The following is a 19,033-nucleotide window of genomic DNA, read 5'->3' as shown; positions in this document are numbered from 1 at the left end:
CTTACATTGGGTTCTGTGGGCGCCATGGCTCGATCAGTGCGTCGAGGTTCAGGGCATCGGCGAAATCCAGGAACTGGTCGCGCAACCAACTGATCTGCACCCCGGCCGGCAAGGTCACGGTAAAGGTGGCGTTGAGCATGGTTCCGCCTGTTTGCGGGGCCTGGTAGGTATCGCAGGTGAGGTTTTCCAGCTCGACGTTATGGTCGATAAAGAACTGGCACAGCTCATTGACGATGTCCGAGCGGTAGGCCGAACTTACGTAGGCCACGTAAGGCAAGGCTTGTGGGCGATTTTCCAGGGCGGCGCTGCGCACCACGTTGACGGTGAAATTGTGCTTCTTGGCCAGGCCCGGCAGGCCGGTCTCCAGACGCGCCAGCGCATCCCAGGTGCCGGATATCTGCAACACCAGCGCGCTGCACTCGCCGTGGCGGGTCAGGCGGGAGGTCACGACGGCGCAGCGGTTTTCATGGCTGGCGCGGCACAGGACGTTGGTCAGCTCCATGGGGTTGGCGCCGAGGGCACTGATAACAAGGAATTGTTCGCGAACTGTGGGGGTGGACATGCAGCCTTCCTAAACGATGAGCGGTCGATACTATGGGGGCCGTATCGATCAAAGGATCAAGGGTAGCGAAAAGCATCGCTAAGGGATAGGAGGTGGCGTTTTCATTGCGTGATCGGCTGGATTTCACCCCGTTCAAAGCCATGCTCTGGCCCGATGATGGCATTGCCCATCGTTTAGTTGCGCCAGAACGCATCCACACGCGGTACTTTGCTTGTACAAGCATCTTGGCGCCAGTACCATTACGGCTCTCTTTTTCCGGCAGGAGCGGTTGCATGATTGCGGGCAGTATGGTGGCACTGGTCACACCCATGGATGCACAAGGTAATCTCGACTGGGACAGCCTGGGCAAACTGGTGGACTTTCACCTGCAAGAAGGCACCAACGCCATTGTGGCCGTCGGCACCACAGGTGAGTCGGCCACCCTTGATGTGGAAGAACACATCCAGGTGATCGAATTCGTGGTCAAGCGTGTTGCGGGCCGTATCGCCGTCATCGCCGGTACGGGCGCCAACTCGACGCGTGAAGCGATCGAGCTGACCAAGAACGCCAAGAAGGCCGGCGCCGACGCCTGCCTGCTGGTGACCCCGTACTACAACAAGCCGACCCAGGAAGGCTTGTACCAGCACTTCAAAGCCATCGCCGAAGCCGTCCAGATCCCGCAGATCCTCTATAACGTACCGGGTCGTACCGCGTGCGATATGAAGGCCGAGACGGTGATCCGCCTGTCCACCGTGCCGAACATCATCGGTATCAAGGAAGCCACCGGCGACCTGCAGCGCGCCAAGGACATCCTGGCCGGCGTGAGCAGCGATTTCCTGCTGTATTCCGGTGACGACGCCACCGCTGTCGAGCTGATCCTGTTGGGCGGCAAGGGCAACATCTCCGTGACCGCCAACGTGGCCCCGCGTGCCATGAGCGACATGTGCGCCGCCGCCATCGCCGGTGACGCCGTGACCGCCCGGGCGATCCACGAGAAGCTGATGCCGCTCAACAAGACACTCTTTATTGAATCCAACCCTATTCCCGTGAAGTGGGCACTGACTGAAATGGGCATGATGCCGGACGGTATCCGTCTGCCGCTCACCCGTCTCAGCGAAGCCTGTCACGAACCGCTGCGACAGGCCCTGCGCCAGTCCGGCGTCCTGGTTTAATTGAGGAAGCACTACGCATGAAGCGATTGGCCGGACTTTCCGCACTTGCCTTGATTATCTCCAGCACCAGTGGCTGCGGTTGGATCTGGGGCCCGGAAGGCTACTTCCGTGACCGCGGCAGCGATTACCTGGAAGCACAACCCACCAAACCAATGGAATTGCCGCCGGGCGTCAACGTCGCCAAGCGCCTTGATCCGTTGCTGCCGATCCCGCGCAACGTTGCCGACGACACCACCAAGGGTGAGTACGTGGTGCCTCGTCCGCAGCCGATCTCGGCCGTGGCGGATGCCAGCGACTACAGCCTGCAGAAGAGCGGTGACTCGCGCTGGATCGTGGCTCAACGCCCTCCCGCGGAAGTTTGGCCGGTGGCTGTGCAGTTCTTCCAGGACAACGGCTTTCGCATCGACGAGCAGCGCCCGCAGACCGGGGAATTCACCACGGCATGGCAGCAAGGCAGCGAACTGTCCGCCACTATGGCCAAGCGCCTGCAGGCCGGCGGTGTAGCCGCCGACAGCGAAGCGCGCGTGCGTGTGCGCATCGAGCCAGGCGTGCAGCGCAATACCAGTGAAGTCTACGTAGTCAGCGCCGAGCGTCCCGCCGGCAGCACCGCCGATGTCGCCTTCACCAACCGTTCGGTCAACACCGGCGTCGATTCGGCACTGGTCGACGAGATGTTGGCCAGCATGAGCCGTATTTCCGAGAAGGGCGGTTCCGTTTCCCTGCTCGCCGCACGTGATTACGACACCCCGAGCCGCGTCAGCCTCACCGAAGACGGCAGCGGCAACGTGGTGCTGAACCTGGGTGAAGACCTGGACCGTGCCTGGGCCAGCGTGGGTCGTGCCCTGGAGCAAGGCCCATGGCGTGTTGAAGACATCAACCGCAGCCTGGGCCTTTACTACATCAACGTGGCTGAAAAGGCCGAGCGCAAAGACGACGAGCCTGGTTTCTTCGGCAAGCTGTTCGGCAGCCAGCCGACCAAGGAAGAAATCGAGACCCGCGCCGAGCGTTATCAGGTGCGTTTGAGCAAAGTTGGCGAAAGCGTGCAAGTCACCGTCGAGAAGAACATCAACACCGTTGCGCCGGCTGAAACAGCCCGCAAAGTGCTGGGCGTGATTCAGGACAACCTGGGCTGATCCGATGCGTTTTGCTGTTCTCGGTAGCGGTAGCCAAGGGAACGGCACGCTGGTCGCCCACGACGACACGTACATACTGGTGGATTGTGGTTTCTCGTTAAAAGAAACCGAGCGGCGCCTGCTGCGCCTGGGGGTTCACCCCGCGCAGCTGAGTGCGATTCTGGTGACCCACGAACATGCCGACCACGTGCATGGCGTGGGTTTGCTGTCTCGGCGCTACAATCTTGCGGTGTACTTAAGTCGCGGCACCTTGCGCGGGATGCGCAAACCCATTGAACCCGCAGGTTTCCTGGCCGGTGGCGAGCAACTCCAGATCGGTGCCTTGAGCATTGACGTGATTGCCGTGGCGCATGATGCGCAGGAGCCAACGCAGTATGTCTTCAGTGATGGGCAGCGGCGCTTCGGCGTACTGACCGACCTGGGTTCCTATTGCAGCAAGGTGCTGGACGGCTATCGAGACCTCGACGCATTGATGATCGAGTCCAACCACTGCCGAGACCTGCTGGCTCGCGGTCATTACCCGTACTTCCTCAAGCAGCGGGTGGGCGGCGAACTGGGACATTTGAACAACCACCAGGCGGCGTACCTGGTGTATGAGTTGGGCTGGCAAGACCTGCAACACCTGGTCCTGGCCCACCTGAGCAGCAAGAACAACCTGCCGACGCTTGCCCGGCAATGTTTTGTCGACACCCTAGGGTGTGACCCGGACTGGCTGCAATTGGCCGATCAAGATTCAGGGCTCGACTGGCGACACATCGCCTAGCCCACCTCACTCAAAGCGGAGCCCATCATGGAAAAACGTGAAGAACTCTACCGCGGCAAAGCCAAGTCGGTTTACAAGACCGACGACGCTAACCGCCTGATCTTGCTGTTTCGCAACGACACTTCGGCGTTCGACGGCAAGCGCATCGAACAGCTGGACCGAAAAGGCATGGTGAACAACAAGTTCAACGCCTTCATCATGCAGAAACTCGAAGAGGCCGGCATTCCGACCCAATTCGACAAACTGCTGGGCGACAACGAGTGCCTGGTGAAGAAGCTGGACATGATCCCGGTCGAATGCGTCGTGCGTAACTATGCCGCCGGCAGCCTGGTCAAGCGCCTGGGCGTGGAGGAGGGCCTCAAGCTCAACCCTTACACCTTCGAACTGTTCCTGAAGGACGACGCCAAGGGCGACCCGTTCATCAACGAATCCCACGTCGTGGCGTTCGGCTGGGGCACCGCTGAACAACTGGCGCGCATGAAGGAGTTGTCCCTCAAGGTCAACGACGTGCTGAGCAAGCTGTTCGACGACGCAGGCCTGCTGCTGGTGGACTTCAAGCTGGAATTCGGCGTATTCCACGACGGCTCCATCGTCCTGGGTGACGAATTCAGCCCGGACGGTTGCCGCCTGTGGGACAAGGACACCAAGAAGAAGATGGACAAAGACCGCTTCCGCCAGGGCCTCGGTGACGTCATCGAAGCCTACGAAGAAGTCGCCAATCGTCTAGGCGTACCGCTTTAATCGACGCAAGCATCTGATAGCACGGAAAAAAATCGCTTCGGCGCTTTGCATCCACGAGTCATGCTGTTATGATGCGCGCCGTTGGAGAGATGCCAGAGTGGCCGAATGGGACGGATTCGAAATCCGTTGTACCTTCACCGGTACCTAGGGTTCGAATCCCTATCTCTCCGCCATTATTGAAAAACGAAAAACCCCGATAACTTAAATGTTGTTGGGGTTTTTTGTTTTAGGGCAGAAACTTCCTGCCATTCAGCGCGCATATCCCAGCGAAAGGCGCGCTCCAGTCAGCTACACCCAAACCTCAGTAAATACCCCTAGCACCCGGCGCGGTTAATTCTGCTAATGCATGATATCTTTGTGCCATCACGCGTCGTGATTGGCCACGGGGGATGTTATGAAGACGTTATCGATGGTGGTTGTGCTGATGGTATTGGCCGCGAGCCCGATGTTTGCAATGGGTTGCCCGAAGGGCACGCATCCGGTTGGCGGGACCGGGTCGCATCACAAAGGTGGCACTTGTCAGTAGTCAACCGGTGAAGTGTCACTGCTGGTGAGCCTCTGCTCAGATGACTGAAAAAAGCCCGCTGATCTCAATGCTCAGCAGGCTTTTCGTGCATTGGAGGGTCGATTCCTAAAGTCCGCCTCCTTCTGGTCGAAATGCTGTCATACGATGTCGTATCCCAAAATAAGAGTATCCCGCCTAAATGTCCCTTCGCAGCCTGTCTATCGCCCGCCGTGCGGGCCTGGGTTTTGCCTTGATTGCTTTGCTCGTGGCCCTGTTGGGTTTTTTTGCGCTATCGAACATGGCGAGCATCCGCGCCAGTGCGGTACAGGTTGAAAGCGGGCTAGTGCCCAAGATGCGGTTGGTCGCTGATATTCGTGAAATCATGCTGCGCATTCGTACGATCTCTTTGCGAATGGCGCTGGACCCGAACCCTGCGGGCATCCCGCAATACCGCAGTCAGATGGACACTCGCAGCCAGGACCTGACGAAACGGCTGGCCGATTTGGAGGCTGTGATCGACACGCCTGAAGTCCGTACGCTCTACGACCAGTTCCAGGTCTCGCTTCGCCAATACCAGCAAGCTTTGGCTCAATCATTCGTGCTGGCCGACAAGCAGCAGGGCGCCGAACTTAACAAGTTGCTGTTGGTGGATATGAAAACCGTGGTCGATGGCTCCGGCGCTCAACTCAATGCGCTCGCCGATTACTACAACGCCCAGATCAACCAACAGGGGCAAGCGGCGGAGTCGCAGTACAGCCGCTCGCGCACCATGGTGTTCGGTTTTGTGCTCCTTGCCGCGTTGAGCACCGTGGTGCTGGCGTGGTTACTCACGCGCAGTATTGTCGGCCCGTTGAGCCAGGCCGTTCGGGCTGCCGAGAACGTTGCCCAGGGTGACCTGACGCAAACGGTGGCGGTGACTGGCGACGATGAAGTCACTCGCCTGCTGGTGGCTCTCAAGAGCATGCAAGCCAACCTGCGCGGGACCTTGCAACTGATTCGCCAGTCAGCGGGGCAGATGGCGTCGTCTGCCACCGACCTGAATGGCATCACCGATCAAAGCAGTCGCAGCCTGCAAAAGCAGACGGCGGAAATCGAGCAGGCCGCTACCGCGGTCAACGAGATGACCTCGGCGGCGGACGAAGTGGCGCGCAATGCGGTGTCCACCTCCGAGTCCACGCGGCTGTCCAACGAAACCGCGCGCGAAGGCCAGCATCGCGTGGGCGAGACCGTCAGCGCGATTCAAGCCCTGAGCACCAATATCGGCGAAACCTCGACCCTGGTGCAGAACCTGGCGGAGCAGTCACGGGATATCGGCAAGGTCCTCGATGTGATTCGCTCTATCGCCGAGCAGACCAACTTGCTGGCGCTCAACGCGGCGATCGAGGCTGCGCGCGCCGGTGAGTCCGGGCGTGGCTTTGCGGTGGTAGCCGACGAAGTGCGTGCGCTGGCCCATCGCACCCAGCAATCGACCCTGGAAATTGATCAGATGGTGACCGCCATGCGCACCGGCTCCAATGATGCATTGACTTCAATGCAGTCCAGTACCCAGCGTGCTACCGACACCCTGGCCCTGGCGGAGGGGGCGGGGGGGGCCTTGAGCCAGATCACCGACTCTATCGACCAGATTCACCAACGCAACCTGGTGATTGCCAGCGCTGCCGAGGAACAAGCCCAGGTGGCCAAGGAAGTGGATCGCAACATCGTGAACATTCGCGACCTGTCGGCGCAATCGTCTTCCGGTGCCGGGCAGATCAATGGTTCCAGCCAGGAGCTGGCGCGGCTGGCGGTTGCACTCAACGAAGCGGTGGCACGCTTTCAGGTGTAGCAAGCGCGTGCCACCGACCACGGGTGGGTGGCACGCAGGTCGTGAGGCGCCGAGGCGACGTTACATCGCCTGCTGAACCACCTGCCCACGGTTGCCGGCGCGGCGATACAACGCCAGGGTCGAGCACAGGGCACACAGCGCGGCGAACATCATCCAGTAAGCCGGCGAGGCCTTGTCTGCGGTGATGTGGATAAACCAGGTGGAAATGGCCGGGGTAAAGCCACCAAACACCGCGGTCGCCAGGCTGTAGGCGAGGGAGAAGCCTGCCACGCGCACTTCCACCGGCATGATTTCGGTGAGCGCCGGGATCATCGCGCCGTTGTACATGCCATAGAGGAAGGAGAACCACAGCAGCGTCTCCAACATATGCGCAAAGCTTGGGGCATTCACCACGTAGGACAGGGCTGGATAAGCCGTGAGAACGGTCAGCACAGTCATGGCCAGCAGCACCGGCTTGCGGCCGAAGCGATCGCTCAATGTGCCGCCGATGGGCAGCCAGACAAAGTTCGACACGGCTACCAGCAAGGTCACCAGCAGGGCGTCGGAGGTGCTCAGTTGCAGCACGGTCTTGCCGAAGGTCGGCGCATACACGGTGATCAGGTAAAACGCAGTCGTGGTCATGGCTACCATCAGCATGCCGCCGATCACCACGGTCCAGTTCTTTGCCAGGGTCGCCATCACTTCGCGCATGGTCGGGCGATGCTGGCGCTTGGCGAACTCTTCGGTTTCCTGCAGGTTGCGGCGCAGCAGGAAAATGAACGGAATAATCACGCAACCGACGGCAAACGGAATGCGCCAGCCCCAGTCGGCAACCACGGCCGGCTCCATCCACACGTTCAGGCCGTAACCCAGGGCAGCGGCGACCACGATGGAAATCTGCTGACTGCCCGACTGCCAACTGGTGTAGAACCCTTTGCGGCCCGGGGTGGCCATTTCCGCCAGGTACACCGACACACCGCCCAGTTCCGCGCCGGCCGAGAAGCCTTGCAACAGGCGACCGAGCAGCACCAGCAACGGTGCCCACAGGCCAATGGTGTGGTAGCCCGGCACCAGCACGATCAACAGCGTGCCGCTGGCCATGATCGACAAGGTCACGATCAGGCCTTTACGGCGCCCCACGTCATCGATGTAGGCCCCCAGGATCACCGCACCCAGCGGGCGCATCAGGAAACCTGCGCCGAACACGGCGAACGTCATCATCAATGAGGCAAACTCATTGGCGGCGGGGAAGAACGCGGCGGCGATGTAGGTGGCGTAGAAGCCGAACAGAAAGAAGTCGAACTGTTCAAGAAAGTTGCCCGAAGTAACGCGGAAAACCGCACCAATTTTCGAGCTGGCAGAATCGGGCCGGGAAGGGCTAGTCATGGTTATGTGTCTCCAGCGTTCTTTTAAAGTGCTTGTTTCGCTTACGACCTGAGATAGTGGCTGACACATTTAGAAATGATAAGTGAATATTTTTCTTTTTATTTTTGTGAGCCGCTTACCGGACGGGCACAGCGTTCAAATCATCCAGCCTGTTCTATGCTTAAAGGTGTGACCAATTCTTACGGATGGGAGATGGCTATGGGTAACGAACGCAAGCAACAAGACGAGCCGGAACGCGAACAACCCCAGCGGCAGCACGAAGAGGAGAAACCGCAGACCTGGAAGCACCCGGACGACGGGACGGAGCTTTCTGAGCGGGATCAGGAGTTTCCGCTCAAGCCTTGAGCCGCGGGCCTTGCGGCGTATCGGCAGATAGGCGCATAGACGCCGCGCGCCGCGCTTTCTACACTGCGGCCTGTCGTGGGGAAGAGGCAGGCGCCGATGAATCGCAATGAATTACGCAAGGCCGACATCAACCTGATGGTGGTCTTCGAAGCACTGATGCTGGAGCGCAATGTCACGCGGGTGGCCGAGAAGCTGTTTCTCGGCCAGCCGACCATCAGTTCTGCCCTCAACCGCTTGCGCACCTTGTTCAACGACCCGTTGTTCATTCGGGTCGGCCACCGCATGGAGCCCACGGCGCGCGCCGAGGAGATCATCCTGCACCTGTCACCGGCCCTGGATTCGTTGTCCTCGGCGCTGAGCCTGACCCACGATTTCGACCCGTCCATCAGCACCATGACCTTTCGTATCGGCCTGTCCGACGATGTGGAATTCGGCCTGCTGCCGCCGTTGCTGCGCGCCTTGCGCCAGGAAGCGCCGCAGGTGGTGTTTGTGGTGCAACACGTGGATTACTGGCGCATTCCTGACCTGCTGGCCTCCGGTGACATTACCGTCGGCATCACCCAAACCCGTGGGCTGCCGGCGAATGCCAAGCGCAAATTGCTGCGCCATATCCGCCCGCGACTGCTGCGCGCCGATGCCTCGGACACGCCGCTGACCCTCGATGAATATTGCTCACGCCCCCACGTGCTGGTGTCTCACACCGCCAACGTGTCGGGCTTTGCCGATGAGTGGCTGGCAGAAATCGGCCGCAAGCGTCATGTGGTGCTGTCGGTGCCGCAATACAGCGCCTTGCCCGCATTGCTGGCCGGTACCGACCTGATCGCCAGCCTGCCGGACTACACCGCCGAAGCCATGGCGGTGTCGGGCAACCTGTTCTGTGAGCCGTTTCCGTTCGAAACACCGACGTTGGACTTGTCCATGGTCTGGCTCAGCCACGTGGACACCGACCCGGCCGAGCGCTGGGTACGCTCGCGGTTGGAGGCGTTTATGAGTGATCGAGGGCTTGGGGCCAAGGCCTGAAGCGTTTATCCGTGGTATATCTAAGAATCTTCCTACAAGAACTCGGAGACACCCATGCCCCACCTGCACCTCGAATACACCGCCAACCTTACAGGCCTGGCCGTCGAAAAGGCCTTGTTGCGGCTTAACAATGTGTTGATGGCATCCGGGCAGTTCGGTTCTGAATTCGATATCAAAAGCCGCGCGGTGAAAGTCGAGAGTTTCCAGGTGGGTACATCGCTCAGTTCACGCGGCTTTATCGCGGTGAAGCTGTCGTTGCTCAGCGGGCGGTCGGCGCAGGTCAAACAGCAGTTGTCCCAGAGCCTGTTGGCGGCATTGCAGGATCTGGGCGACTGGCCGGCTGACGTGCAGGTTCAACTCAGTGTTCAACTGGTCGACATGGATCGCGACGCTTATAGCAAAGTCGCAATCGGCTGATACGCATTAACACGGCGGGTGGGGGAGCAAGCTCCCTCACCACCGGTGTTCAGAGCAGACCTTGCTCGGCACACACCTTCACCACTTGCTCGCGAAACCAGGTATTGGCGCTGTCCTGTTCACTGGTTTCATTCCATTGCATATCCAGCGTGAACCCAGGCAACCCGTTGGGCGCCTCGCAGTGGCCGTAGGCGGGGGCCAAAGCCAGCAGCTTTTGCACGCGGCGGGGCAGGGTGACGATAAAGTCGGTGCCGGTGATCATCTTTAAGGCTGCGCTGTAGCTGTTGGCCCGGGCGATCACGTGGCGCTTGTGGGCCTGGCGGGCGAGCCAGCCGTCGATCATGTTGGTATCGGACGTCCATGGCGTGGGGAATACGTGGCGCCGCTCGACGAACGATTGCAGGCTGAATGCGGGCTCCCGGGGAGCCGAGCGTTTGTCGAACACGCACACCAAATCGTCTTCCAGCAGCATCTGGGTCTTGAAGTCTTTATGGGCGCGGTGAAAATGCGGGCCGAAACAGATCACCAGGTCCAGGCGGCCTTCGCGCAGGTCGTCGGCGGGGATGTCGGTTTCCAGTTTCTGCACATTGACGATCACCGGCAGGTCGGCGCGGTCGAAGGTTTTCAACAGGCGCGGCAGGATCAATTGCTCGAAGTATTCCGGGGCACAAATATTGAAGGTCACGGCCTTCTGCGTGGGATCGAAGGCCTGGCCACCGGCGTGGCACAGGTTGATGCTTTCGAGGATCTTTTGCACATGGCCGTACATGGTCGTGGCCTTGTGCGTAGGACGCATGCCCGCCCGAGTGTTGATAAACAACTCGTCTTCAAAACTGGTGCGCAGCTTCTTCAGGCTGTAGCTCACGGTGGACTGGCTGACGAACAGCGTTTCTGAAACATCGGTAACGCTGCTCTGATCGTAGACGGCGATAAATACCATCAAGTCCTGCATATCGAGTTTTCTGAGCAAGTTACTGTTTAGCATCCATTCCGTCCGTAAACCCGCTGTACCGAACTCAGTACACAACAGCGCAAAAGCTTAACGGAACGGGCGTGCCAATAGAAAGAGCTGTAGGTTTTTTCTATGTTTTGGGTGGGACAAATACTGTTTGCAACACGACGTCAGCGGATATGTTGCGCGTAATGCCTGGGGTCAAAGCGCATGACGATCAACAGCATCACCACCACAACCGCCGTCAGCGCCCACCAGGCCCATTCGAAGCTGCCCAATTGGTCGCGAATCATCCCGGCGATCAGCGGCGACAAGCCGGCAATCAGGTAGCCGATACCTTGTACGAACGCGGTCAGCCCACCGGCACGGCGCGGGTTGTCCAGGTGGTCCAGGGAAAGGATCAGGCTCATCGGGAACAGCCCGCCGATGCCCAGGCCGAGCAGGCATGGCCATAACAGGCTCAGCTGGTGCGGGCTCAGGATCAGCCCACAGAAGCCGATGATGATCAGCACCAGCAACACCGCCACCACGCTGCGTTTATCCCGGCGCCGATTGGCAATGGCCGGGGTAACCAGGCCGGACACGACTTCCATCGCCGTCAGGAAACCCAGCAGTAAACCGGCGTTTTGTTCGCTCCAGCCTTGCTCGACGTAGTACGGCGCCAGCCAGGCGAGTACACAGGTGTAGGACGCTGTGCCAAGGCCAAAAAAGATCGCCAGCAGCCAGGCGCGACCATTACCGAAAAAAGCTTCCTGTGCGCCTGAACCGGCGTGGGGTAACGGTGGCAGCACCGAGCGCTGGGCGTACCAGACGACCACCGCCACCAGCGCCAGCACTGCCCAGATCGCCAAGCCGATGCGCCAACTGCCGGTGTGCACTTGCACGAAGGGCGAGAACGCTGCCGCCAGCGCCGCGCCGCCCATGATGGCGGTGACATACAGGCCCATGAACAGGGAAACATTGTTGCTGAAGCGCGACTTGATCAGCGCCGGCATCAACGCTTGGATCATCGCAATACCGATGCCCGCCGCGATGGCGCTGACGATCAGCTCCAGCGCCGAATCGAGGAACAACCGCGACAACGTCGCCACGCCAATCACCACCAGCGACAACACAATGCTGCGGTGCTCGCCAACACGCTTGGCCAGGCCCATGCCAAAGAACATCGCCAGGCCCATGGCCATCACCGGCAGCATGGTCAGCAACGCCGCGCTGCTGAAACTCAACGGCACATCGCCGCGAATCGACGCCAACAAGGGGCCTACCGCCGCCATCGATGGGCGCAGGTTAAGGGCGACCAGTACCACGCTGATCATCAGCCAGAGGGCGGTGGTGGGTTTTGCCTGAACGTTTTCCATGGGCCTGCCTTGGGTGAACAAGGGGCAATCAGGCCATGGTTGGGGGAGTGGGGCAAATGAGAAAGTCGCAGGCACTATTGAAAAATTGCAGTGGCTGCAAGAGCACCTATCAAAATGTGGGAGGGGGCCTGCTCCCGATAGCGGTGGTTCAGTGGTTACATCCTGACTGATCCGCGGCTATCGGGAGCAAGCCCCCTCCCACATTTTTGACCGCGTTGGGTCAGTAACCGACGGTAAAGCGTTGGCGCGAGTGCTTCGGTGTTTCCACTTCATCGAGCATGGCGATGGCATAGTCGGCAAAGCTGATCGAGCTTTTACCGTCACTGCCCACCAGCAAATTATCCTGGCCCAGGCGGAATTTACCGGTGCGTTCGGTGCCATCGAACAGCGCCGATGGCGACAGGAACGTCCAATCCAATTGTGCTTCCTGGCGCAGGGCCTCCAGGAATTCAGCACCTGCGCTGGCCTCGGCCTTGTACTCGGCAGGGAACCCCTCGCTGTCGATCACCCGGCCGCCACCCGGCAGCAACAGCGAGCCCGCGCCGCCCACCACCAGCAAGCGTGGTACGCCGGCCTTTTTCACCGGGCCGATCACGGCACTGGCGGGGAGGGTGGCGAAGTGCGCGGCACTGATCACCACATCGCTACCGCTGATTGCCTGTTGCAGGGCTTCGGCGTTCAGCGCATCGACCTGTTTAACGGTGACGTCCGGGCGCGCGGCCAGCTTGTCGGTATTACGCGCAATAGCCACCACGCTATGCCCGCGACGCAGCGCTTCTTCCAGCAGTTGACTACCCGCACGGCCAGTGGCCCCAATAATTGCGATTGTGCTCATGATGTTCTCCAGTACGGTTAAGGTTTGAACGGTTTCACCACTTCATTTCGCCCTTGGCGACTTTGGCGCTCAGCTCCAGCGAGCTTTCGTCAGCCAGGGTCGGGTAACGCTTTTTCATGGCCGCGATCAGCGCGGCGGAGTCCTTGGCCTTGGCGGTTTCGAGGTCGAACGCCTTGATGTAGTCGGCGGTAAATGCCACCGAGGCCGGCGACGGTGTGCCCAGGTAGTGGCCGGGGACCACGGTGCGCGGCTTCAGGTCTGCAATGCGTTGCAGGGTGGCCAGCCAGTCTTTGTGAGACTGCGAACTTTGGGTGTCGGCCATCCACACGTGGATGTTCTCGGCGACCACTACTCCACCGACCACGGCTTTTATCGAGGGGATCCACACAAAGCTGCGATCCGGCTGCGGGCCGTCCAGGCCGATTACGTCCAGCTGCTGGCCTTCGAGCGTCAGGCTATGGCCTTGTAACACCTGCGGCACGATGGTCTTGGCCGGTTTGTCGGCGCCCATTTTCGGGCCCCAGAACGCCAATTTGCCGGCCACGGTGGCGTTGATATGGTCGACCACCGGTTGCGGCGCCACTACCTTGGCTTTCGGGAACGCGGCGGTGAGGGTGTCGAGGCCGAAGTAATAATCCGGGTCGCCGTGGCTGATGTAGATGGTGGTCAGGTTTTTGCCGCTGGCGCGGATCTTCTGCACCAACTGCTCGGCCTGGCCTTTGCCGAATTGCGCGTCCACCAGGATCGCGTCCTTGGCGCCGCTGACCAGCACCGAGGTCACCGGGAAGATCGCCGCCTCGCCAGGGTTGTACACGTCCAGGCTCAGGTCGGCCGCTGCCGCATGGGCGGCAAATGCCAGGGCGGCGGTGGCCAGGGTCAAGCGCTTGAAGGTTGAGAACATCGGGCAGCTCCAGCAATCGGTTCAAAGAGTGCATAGAGCTTAGTTGCACCAAACAAGACTAAAAATGCGATGCTGGGACATAGTTTGTTTCTGAAATCGGGCAAATCATGGATCGTCTTCAAGCAATGCGGGTATTCGTCACCGTGGTGGACCTGGGCAGCCAGTCTGCCGCGGCTGATCATCTGGACCTGTCGCGCCCGGTGGTGTCGCGCTATTTGGCCGAGTTGGAAGACTGGGTCGGCGCGCGCCTGCTGCACCGCACCACGCGCAAACTGAGCCTCACGGCCGCCGGCAGCGAAACCTTGCCGCGCTGCCGGCAACTTTTGGAACTGTGCGGTGACATGCAGGCCGCCGTCAGCGAACCCGACGATGCGCCTCGCGGCCTGCTGCGCTTGAGCGTCAGCACTTCATTTGGCCAGGCGCAATTGGCCGAGGCCATTGCCGAATACGTCAAGCGCTACCCCTTGGTCACGGTCGACCTGCAAATGCTCGACCGCACGGTGAACCTGGTGGATGAGCGCATCGACCTGGCCATCCGCACCAGTAACGACCTGGACCCCAACCTGATCGCCCGGCGCCTGACCGTGTGTCGCTCGGTGGTGTGCGCGTCCCCGGCGTATCTGCTGGAGCATCCGGCGCCGCAAAAAGTCGAAGACCTGGCGCGGCACAACTGCCTGACCCACTCGTATTTCGGCAAAAGCCTGTGGCATTTCGAAGAGCAGGGTGAGCACGTGTCGGTGCCAGTGCACGGCAATATCACGGCCAACGAGGCCAGCACCCTGCTGCGCGTGACGCTGGCCGGGGCCGGGGTGGCGATGCTGCCCAGTTACCAGGCCGGTGATCACATCCGCCGCGGCGAATTGGTGAAACTGCTGCCCCAGGCCGCCCCCCGGCAAATGAACATCTACGCGGTGTATGCCTCGCGTAAACACATGCCCTCGGCGCTGCGCAGCCTGCTGGATTTCCTGGTGCTGAGGTTCCCCGAAGAGCCGGCATGGGATATCGGTCTCTAGGGCGACATAACGCTGTTGAATGTCGCCCAATAATGGCAACTCGCCCTGGCTGGCCTATGCTTTAAACAGCACCGTGTGGATCCGTCCAGAGGTCTGTGCCATGAGCATCAAAACCAGAAAATACCTGATGATTTTCACCCTCTGCGCCTTGGCCAGCGCACTCTACGGGACTGCCGCCTACCGGGTGGAACAGACCCGTATGCAGCCGACCTTCGCGATCAGCTGCCATCAGGACCACTGCGTTCCCCACTCCGGCAGTTTCAGTGCACTCAGGTAAGCGGCGGTTCAGCCTTGAGTTGCTCGCGAAACGCCTTGGGTGAGAACCCGACCCGTCGGCGAAACAGCCGAGAGAAGTTGGTGGGGTCGGAAAAACCCAGCACCTCCGACATTTCATTGATGGTCATGCTGGTGTAAGTCAGCAAGCGCTTGGCTTCCAGCAACTGGCGGTCATGCATGATCTGCAACGCTGGCTGCCCACCCAGCTCGCGACAGGTTCCATTCAGGTGTGAGACCGAAATACCCAGCTTGTGGGCCAAGTCCTCGATCTTCGGGTGTTCGCGGTAATGCTGTTCGACCAGTTGGGTAAAGCGCCGGAAATACTCGCTGCCCCGTGGTGCGCGCGGGTGGCGACGTTGGATGGCCTGGCGGCTGATCCACACCAGCAGCACGCTGATCAAGGCGTGCATCATCATGTCCCGTGCCGGTTGTTCGTTGGCGTATTCCGCTTGCAGGCGGGCGAACTGGCTGTTGAGGTAGTCGCTGTCCGCGCCCGCCGGGTAACTGCCCAACGCCTGCAGGCCGCCTGCCGTGGCGCCCAACTGGGCCTGCAAATGGCTGACCAGCGGCGCCGCCAGGGTCACCACATAGCCTTCGACATCTTCGGCAAAGCGAAATCCGTGCACGCATAACGGCGGCAATACCTGCAGCGTGGCTTCGTTGAGCGTGGTGCGCTGGCCCTCGATTTCCAGCTGTGCCTGGCCTTTGTGTACATACAACAACTGGCACAGATCCGCGTGCCGGTGGGGCTGGATTTCCCACTGGTATTCCCGACTGCGGCGGGAAATGGTTTCGCAGTGCAACAAATCGGGGGTCGGCCATTGCTGGCTTTCTCCGTAAAGCTTGAAGACCGGAATCGCGGTTTTAGTCATGGTTTCAATCCGACACTCAGGATAGTTGTTCGGTAATCGCCCCAATTGGCAAAAAGCGCAGGCTTTGGCTAAGTTTTCACCTTCTTATGCCGCCCACTCAAGTGAAAAATGTCAGCTACCTCAGCAATGACAACTCTTTCACCTGATCCGTTCGGGTGTAACGTGCGGGCGATAAAAATAATGAAAACGCTGAAAACCCAAGTCGCCATCATTGGCGCCGGTCCCTCCGGACTGCTGCTCGGCCAGCTGCTGCATAACGCCGGGATCCAGACGCTTATCCTGGAGCGCCAGAGCGCCGATTACGTGCAAGGCCGTATCCGCGCCGGGGTGCTGGAACAAGGCATGGTCGACCTGCTGCGCGAGGCCGGTGTCAGCCAGCGCATGGAGGCCGAAGGCCTGGTGCATGATGGCTTCGAACTGGCGCTCAATGGCCAGCTCACCCATATCGACCTCAAGGCCCTCACCGGCGGCCAGTCGGTGATGGTCTACGGCCAGACCGAAGTCACCCGTGACCTGATGGCCGCTCGCGCCGCCGCCGGGGCCCAGACTTTTTACGAAGCTAGCCATGTGCAGCCCCACGACCTGAAAACCGATCGCCCCTGGCTGACCTTCGAGCACCAGGGCCAGGCGTATCGCCTGGACTGCGACTACATCGCCGGTTGCGATGGTTTCCACGGCGTGGCGCGCCAGTCGATCCCTGCGGAGTCATTGAAAGTCTTCGAGCGCGTCTACCCCTTTGGCTGGTTGGGCATCCTCGCCGACACGCCACCGGTGCACGATGAACTGGTGTACGCCAAGCATCCGCGTGGCTTTGCCCTGTGCAGCATGCGTTCGCCCACCCGCAGCCGCTATTACCTGCAAGTGCCGGCCGAGGAGCCGCTGGATGAGTGGTCTGACGCGCGCTTTTGGGACGAACTGAAAACCCGTCTGCCCAGCGCCCTGGCCGCACAGCTGGTCACCGGCCCCTCGATTGAAAAAAGCATCGCGCCGCTGCGCAGTTTCGTGGTGGAGCCGATGCAATACGGGCGCCTGTTCCTGCTCGGGGATGCGGCGCATATCGTGCCGCCCACCGGTGCCAAGGGCCTGAACCTGGCCGCCAGTGACGTGAGCACCCTGTTCCGGATCCTGCTCAAGGTGTATGGCGAAGGACGCGTGGATTTGCTGGAACGCTACTCCGCCATTTGCCTGCGCCGCGTGTGGAAGGCCGAGCGGTTCTCCTGGTGGATGACCTCGATGCTGCATCAATTCCCGGAGGCCGATGGCTTCAGCCAGCGCATTGCCCAGAGCGAGCTGGAGTACTTCATTCACTCCGAAGCCGGGCGTAAAACCATCGCGGAAAATTACGTCGGGCTTCCTTACGAGGCTATCGAATAGCCTGCTATCGTATCGAGCATTGCCGTGGGCTGCCGTTGCCTGCCGGCCTGGCTCGAAGGTTCTACCGTGACTCAGCTCAATCAGCCCGCACCGCCGCTCCCGGCGGTGCGCAGTATCCTCGCCTCGTTGATGATGGCGATCTTCCTTGGCGCCCTGGACCAGACCATCGTCGCAGTGTCCATGCCCGCCATCTCCGCGCGGTTCCACGATGTCAACCTGCTGGCCTGGGTGATCTCCGGCTACATGGTGGCCATGACCGTGGCGGTGCCGATCTACGGCAAGCTGGGCGACCTGTACGGGCGCCGCCCGATGATGCTGATCGGCATGGGCCTGTTCACCGTGGCGTCGCTGTTTTGCGGCCTGGCCCAAAGCATGGAGCAACTGGTGCTGGCGCGGGTGCTGCAAGGCATCGGGGCGGGGGGGATGATCTCGGTGAGCCAGGCGATCATCGGCGACATCATCGCGCCCCGTGAGCGCGGGCGTTACCAGGGCTATTTCAGCAGCATGTATGCGGTCGCCAGCGTGGCCGGGCCGGTGCTGGGCGGTTACATGACCGAATATCTGTCGTGGCGCTGGGTGTTCCTGATCAACCTGCCGCTGGGCGCCGGCGCCTGGTACGTGGCCTATCGCACCCTGGTGGGGCTGCCGATACCGCAGCGCAAGCCGATCATCGATTACCTCGGCACCGTGCTGATGATCATCGGCCTGACCGCCTTGCTGCTGGGCATCACCGAAATCGGCCAGGGCCGGCCTTGGCGTGACAGCCAGGTGCTCGGCCTGCTGGCGTGCGCGCTGGTGGCGTTGACGCTGTTTGTGTGGCACGAACGCCGTGCGCCGGAGCCCTTGCTGCCGATGCACCTGTTCGCCAACCGCAGCGCGGTGTTGTGCTGGTGCACGATTTTCTTCACCAGCTTCCAGGCCATTTCCCTGACAGTGTTGATGCCGCTGCGCTTTCAGGCCGTGACCGGCGGCGGTGCCGACAGCGCGGCCTTGCACTTGCTGCCCCTGGCGATGGGCCTGCCGATGGGCGCGTATACCGCCGGGCGCATGACCTCGGTGACAGGGCGCTATAAACCGATGATCCTCAGCGGTGCGCTGTTGAGCCCGCTGGCGATTATGGGCATGGCTGTGAGTGCGCCTCAGGACGTGCTGCTCACCGGCGTGTTCATGCTGCTGTGCGGGATCGCCGCCGGCATGCAATTTCCGACCTCGCTGGTGGGCTCGCAAAACTCGGTGCAACAGCGCGACATCGGCGTTGCCACCAGCACCACTAACCTGTTCCGCTCCCTTGGTGGCGCGGTGGGCGTGGCCTGTATGTCGGCGTTGCTGCTGGCGTTGTTGCAGGACTCCAGCTTCGCCCACCTGGCCAGCGGTGCGCTGGTGGCCGAGGGCAGTTCCGGCAACGTGTTGTTGGACGGGCTGAACGCCGCTCCAGGCCCGGCGCAGGATGCCTTGCGCGGGGAACTGGCGGTGACGTTCCGGCATTTGCTGATGGTGAGTGCAGCGGTGTCTCTATTGGGGCTCGCGGCCGCCATCGCCATGCCGAATCGGGTACTGCGCGGCCGCGAAGACAAGGCCAGATAACGGACACCATAGAGATCAAAATCTGTGAGGGGGCCTGCCCC

General features: G+C 60.8%; 19 protein-coding genes, 1 tRNA gene and 1 pseudogene. 14 read left to right on the top strand and 7 right to left on the bottom strand.

All coding sequences use genetic code 11. The annotated features are described in order from the left end of the window. Nucleotide 1 precedes the first annotated feature (1 nt). On the bottom strand, nt 2-562 hold the full coding sequence (locus AB4N98_RS05555; protein ID WP_017529585.1) for a glycine cleavage system transcriptional repressor: 561 nt from the start codon (nt 560-562) through the stop codon (nt 2-4). 272 nt (nt 563-834) lie between these two features. Between AB4N98_RS05555 and dapA the strand changes: the two genes are divergently transcribed. The 7 genes and pseudogenes from dapA (at nt 835) to AB4N98_RS05520 (ending at nt 6,680) form a co-directional block, all read left to right on the top strand. Beyond that, the gene (dapA, locus tag AB4N98_RS05550) at nt 835-1,713 is read left to right on the top strand and encodes a 4-hydroxy-tetrahydrodipicolinate synthase (protein WP_017529584.1); all 879 of its coding nucleotides are present in this window, start codon (nt 835-837) and stop codon (nt 1,711-1,713) included. 17 nt (nt 1,714-1,730) lie between these two features. After that, nucleotides 1,731-2,846 (top strand): outer membrane protein assembly factor BamC, encoded by a 1,116-nt coding sequence (bamC, locus tag AB4N98_RS05545; protein WP_017529583.1) that lies wholly within the window; start codon nt 1,731-1,733, stop codon nt 2,844-2,846. A 4-nt stretch (nt 2,847-2,850) separates the two neighbouring features. Next, nucleotides 2,851-3,609 (top strand): MBL fold metallo-hydrolase, encoded by a 759-nt coding sequence (locus AB4N98_RS05540; RefSeq protein WP_065877095.1) that lies wholly within the window; start codon nt 2,851-2,853, stop codon nt 3,607-3,609. Between the two features lie 27 nt (nt 3,610-3,636). After that, complete coding sequence (gene purC / locus AB4N98_RS05535) at nt 3,637-4,350, top strand: phosphoribosylaminoimidazolesuccinocarboxamide synthase (RefSeq protein ID WP_003172493.1); 714 nt, start codon at nt 3,637-3,639, stop codon at nt 4,348-4,350. 83 nt (nt 4,351-4,433) lie between these two features. After that, a tRNA-Ser gene (locus tag AB4N98_RS05530) sits at nt 4,434-4,523 on the top strand. A gap of 531 nt (nt 4,524-5,054) precedes the next feature. Beyond that, nucleotides 5,055-5,774 (top strand): annotated as a pseudogene (locus AB4N98_RS05525) (MCP four helix bundle domain-containing protein); the annotation flags it as partial. 42 nt (nt 5,775-5,816) lie between these two features. Next, entirely contained in the window at nt 5,817-6,680 is an 864-nt protein-coding gene (locus AB4N98_RS05520; RefSeq protein WP_370737713.1) for a methyl-accepting chemotaxis protein, read from the top strand. Nucleotides 6,681-6,740: 60 nt separating this feature from the next. Here AB4N98_RS05520 and tcuC read toward each other — a convergent pair whose 3' ends face one another. Continuing rightward, nucleotides 6,741-8,045 (bottom strand): MFS transporter, encoded by a 1,305-nt coding sequence (gene tcuC / locus AB4N98_RS05515; protein ID WP_017526708.1) that lies wholly within the window; start codon nt 8,043-8,045, stop codon nt 6,741-6,743. Between the two features lie 198 nt (nt 8,046-8,243). Here tcuC and AB4N98_RS05510 point away from each other — a divergent pair, with 198 nt between their 5' ends. The 3 genes from AB4N98_RS05510 (at nt 8,244) to AB4N98_RS05500 (ending at nt 9,827) form a co-directional block, all read left to right on the top strand. Further along, entirely contained in the window at nt 8,244-8,390 is a 147-nt protein-coding gene (locus AB4N98_RS05510; protein WP_175404185.1) for a hypothetical protein, read from the top strand. A gap of 96 nt (nt 8,391-8,486) precedes the next feature. Continuing rightward, nucleotides 8,487-9,410: a LysR substrate-binding domain-containing protein gene (locus AB4N98_RS05505; protein WP_065877074.1), complete on the top strand. Its 924-nt coding sequence runs from the start codon at nt 8,487-8,489 to the stop codon at nt 9,408-9,410. A 54-nt stretch (nt 9,411-9,464) separates the two neighbouring features. After that, the gene (locus tag AB4N98_RS05500) at nt 9,465-9,827 is read left to right on the top strand and encodes a 5-carboxymethyl-2-hydroxymuconate Delta-isomerase (RefSeq protein WP_065877073.1); all 363 of its coding nucleotides are present in this window, start codon (nt 9,465-9,467) and stop codon (nt 9,825-9,827) included. A 49-nt stretch (nt 9,828-9,876) separates the two neighbouring features. Here the strand turns inward: AB4N98_RS05500 and AB4N98_RS05495 are convergent, their stop codons facing one another. The 4 genes from AB4N98_RS05495 to AB4N98_RS05480 form a co-directional block, all read right to left on the bottom strand. Next, on the bottom strand, nt 9,877-10,812 hold the full coding sequence (locus AB4N98_RS05495) for a LysR family transcriptional regulator (protein WP_065877072.1): 936 nt from the start codon (nt 10,810-10,812) through the stop codon (nt 9,877-9,879). A gap of 137 nt (nt 10,813-10,949) precedes the next feature. Then, complete coding sequence (locus AB4N98_RS05490) at nt 10,950-12,137, bottom strand: cyanate transporter (protein ID WP_017526703.1); 1,188 nt, start codon at nt 12,135-12,137, stop codon at nt 10,950-10,952. Nucleotides 12,138-12,357: 220 nt separating this feature from the next. Continuing rightward, nucleotides 12,358-12,972 (bottom strand): NAD(P)-dependent oxidoreductase, encoded by a 615-nt coding sequence (locus AB4N98_RS05485; protein ID WP_017526702.1) that lies wholly within the window; start codon nt 12,970-12,972, stop codon nt 12,358-12,360. Nucleotides 12,973-13,006: 34 nt separating this feature from the next. After that, nucleotides 13,007-13,873, bottom strand: a complete 867-nt coding sequence (locus AB4N98_RS05480; protein WP_065877071.1) for an MBL fold metallo-hydrolase — start codon at nt 13,871-13,873, stop codon at nt 13,007-13,009. 107 nt (nt 13,874-13,980) lie between these two features. Here AB4N98_RS05480 and AB4N98_RS05475 point away from each other — a divergent pair, with 107 nt between their 5' ends. Both AB4N98_RS05475 and AB4N98_RS05470 read left to right on the top strand, forming a co-directional pair. Further along, nucleotides 13,981-14,886, top strand: a complete 906-nt coding sequence (locus AB4N98_RS05475; protein WP_065877070.1) for a LysR family transcriptional regulator — start codon at nt 13,981-13,983, stop codon at nt 14,884-14,886. A gap of 100 nt (nt 14,887-14,986) precedes the next feature. Continuing rightward, complete coding sequence (locus AB4N98_RS05470) at nt 14,987-15,163, top strand: hypothetical protein (protein ID WP_017526699.1); 177 nt, start codon at nt 14,987-14,989, stop codon at nt 15,161-15,163. On the opposite strand, the gene AB4N98_RS05465 is transcribed toward AB4N98_RS05470, so the two are convergent. Further along, the gene (locus tag AB4N98_RS05465) at nt 15,156-16,034 is read right to left on the bottom strand and encodes a helix-turn-helix domain-containing protein (protein WP_017526698.1); all 879 of its coding nucleotides are present in this window, start codon (nt 16,032-16,034) and stop codon (nt 15,156-15,158) included. The genes AB4N98_RS05470 and AB4N98_RS05465 overlap by 8 nt on opposite strands. Before the next feature lie 189 nt (nt 16,035-16,223). On the opposite strand from AB4N98_RS05465, the gene pobA reads away from it, so the two are divergent. Together pobA and AB4N98_RS05455 are read left to right on the top strand one after the other, a co-directional pair. Next, nucleotides 16,224-17,408: a 4-hydroxybenzoate 3-monooxygenase gene (gene pobA / locus AB4N98_RS05460; RefSeq protein WP_175404186.1), complete on the top strand. Its 1,185-nt coding sequence runs from the start codon at nt 16,224-16,226 to the stop codon at nt 17,406-17,408. A gap of 66 nt (nt 17,409-17,474) precedes the next feature. Next, a complete protein-coding gene (locus AB4N98_RS05455; RefSeq protein WP_068934967.1) occupies nt 17,475-18,992 on the top strand; it encodes an MDR family MFS transporter in 1,518 nt (505 codons plus the stop codon). Nucleotides 18,993-19,033 lie beyond the last annotated feature (41 nt).

The sequence above is a fragment of the Pseudomonas sp. S3_E10 genome, from assembly GCF_054667615.1.
Note: the sequence above shows the minus strand (reverse complement) of the source record. Positions and strands in the feature narration are given on the sequence as shown.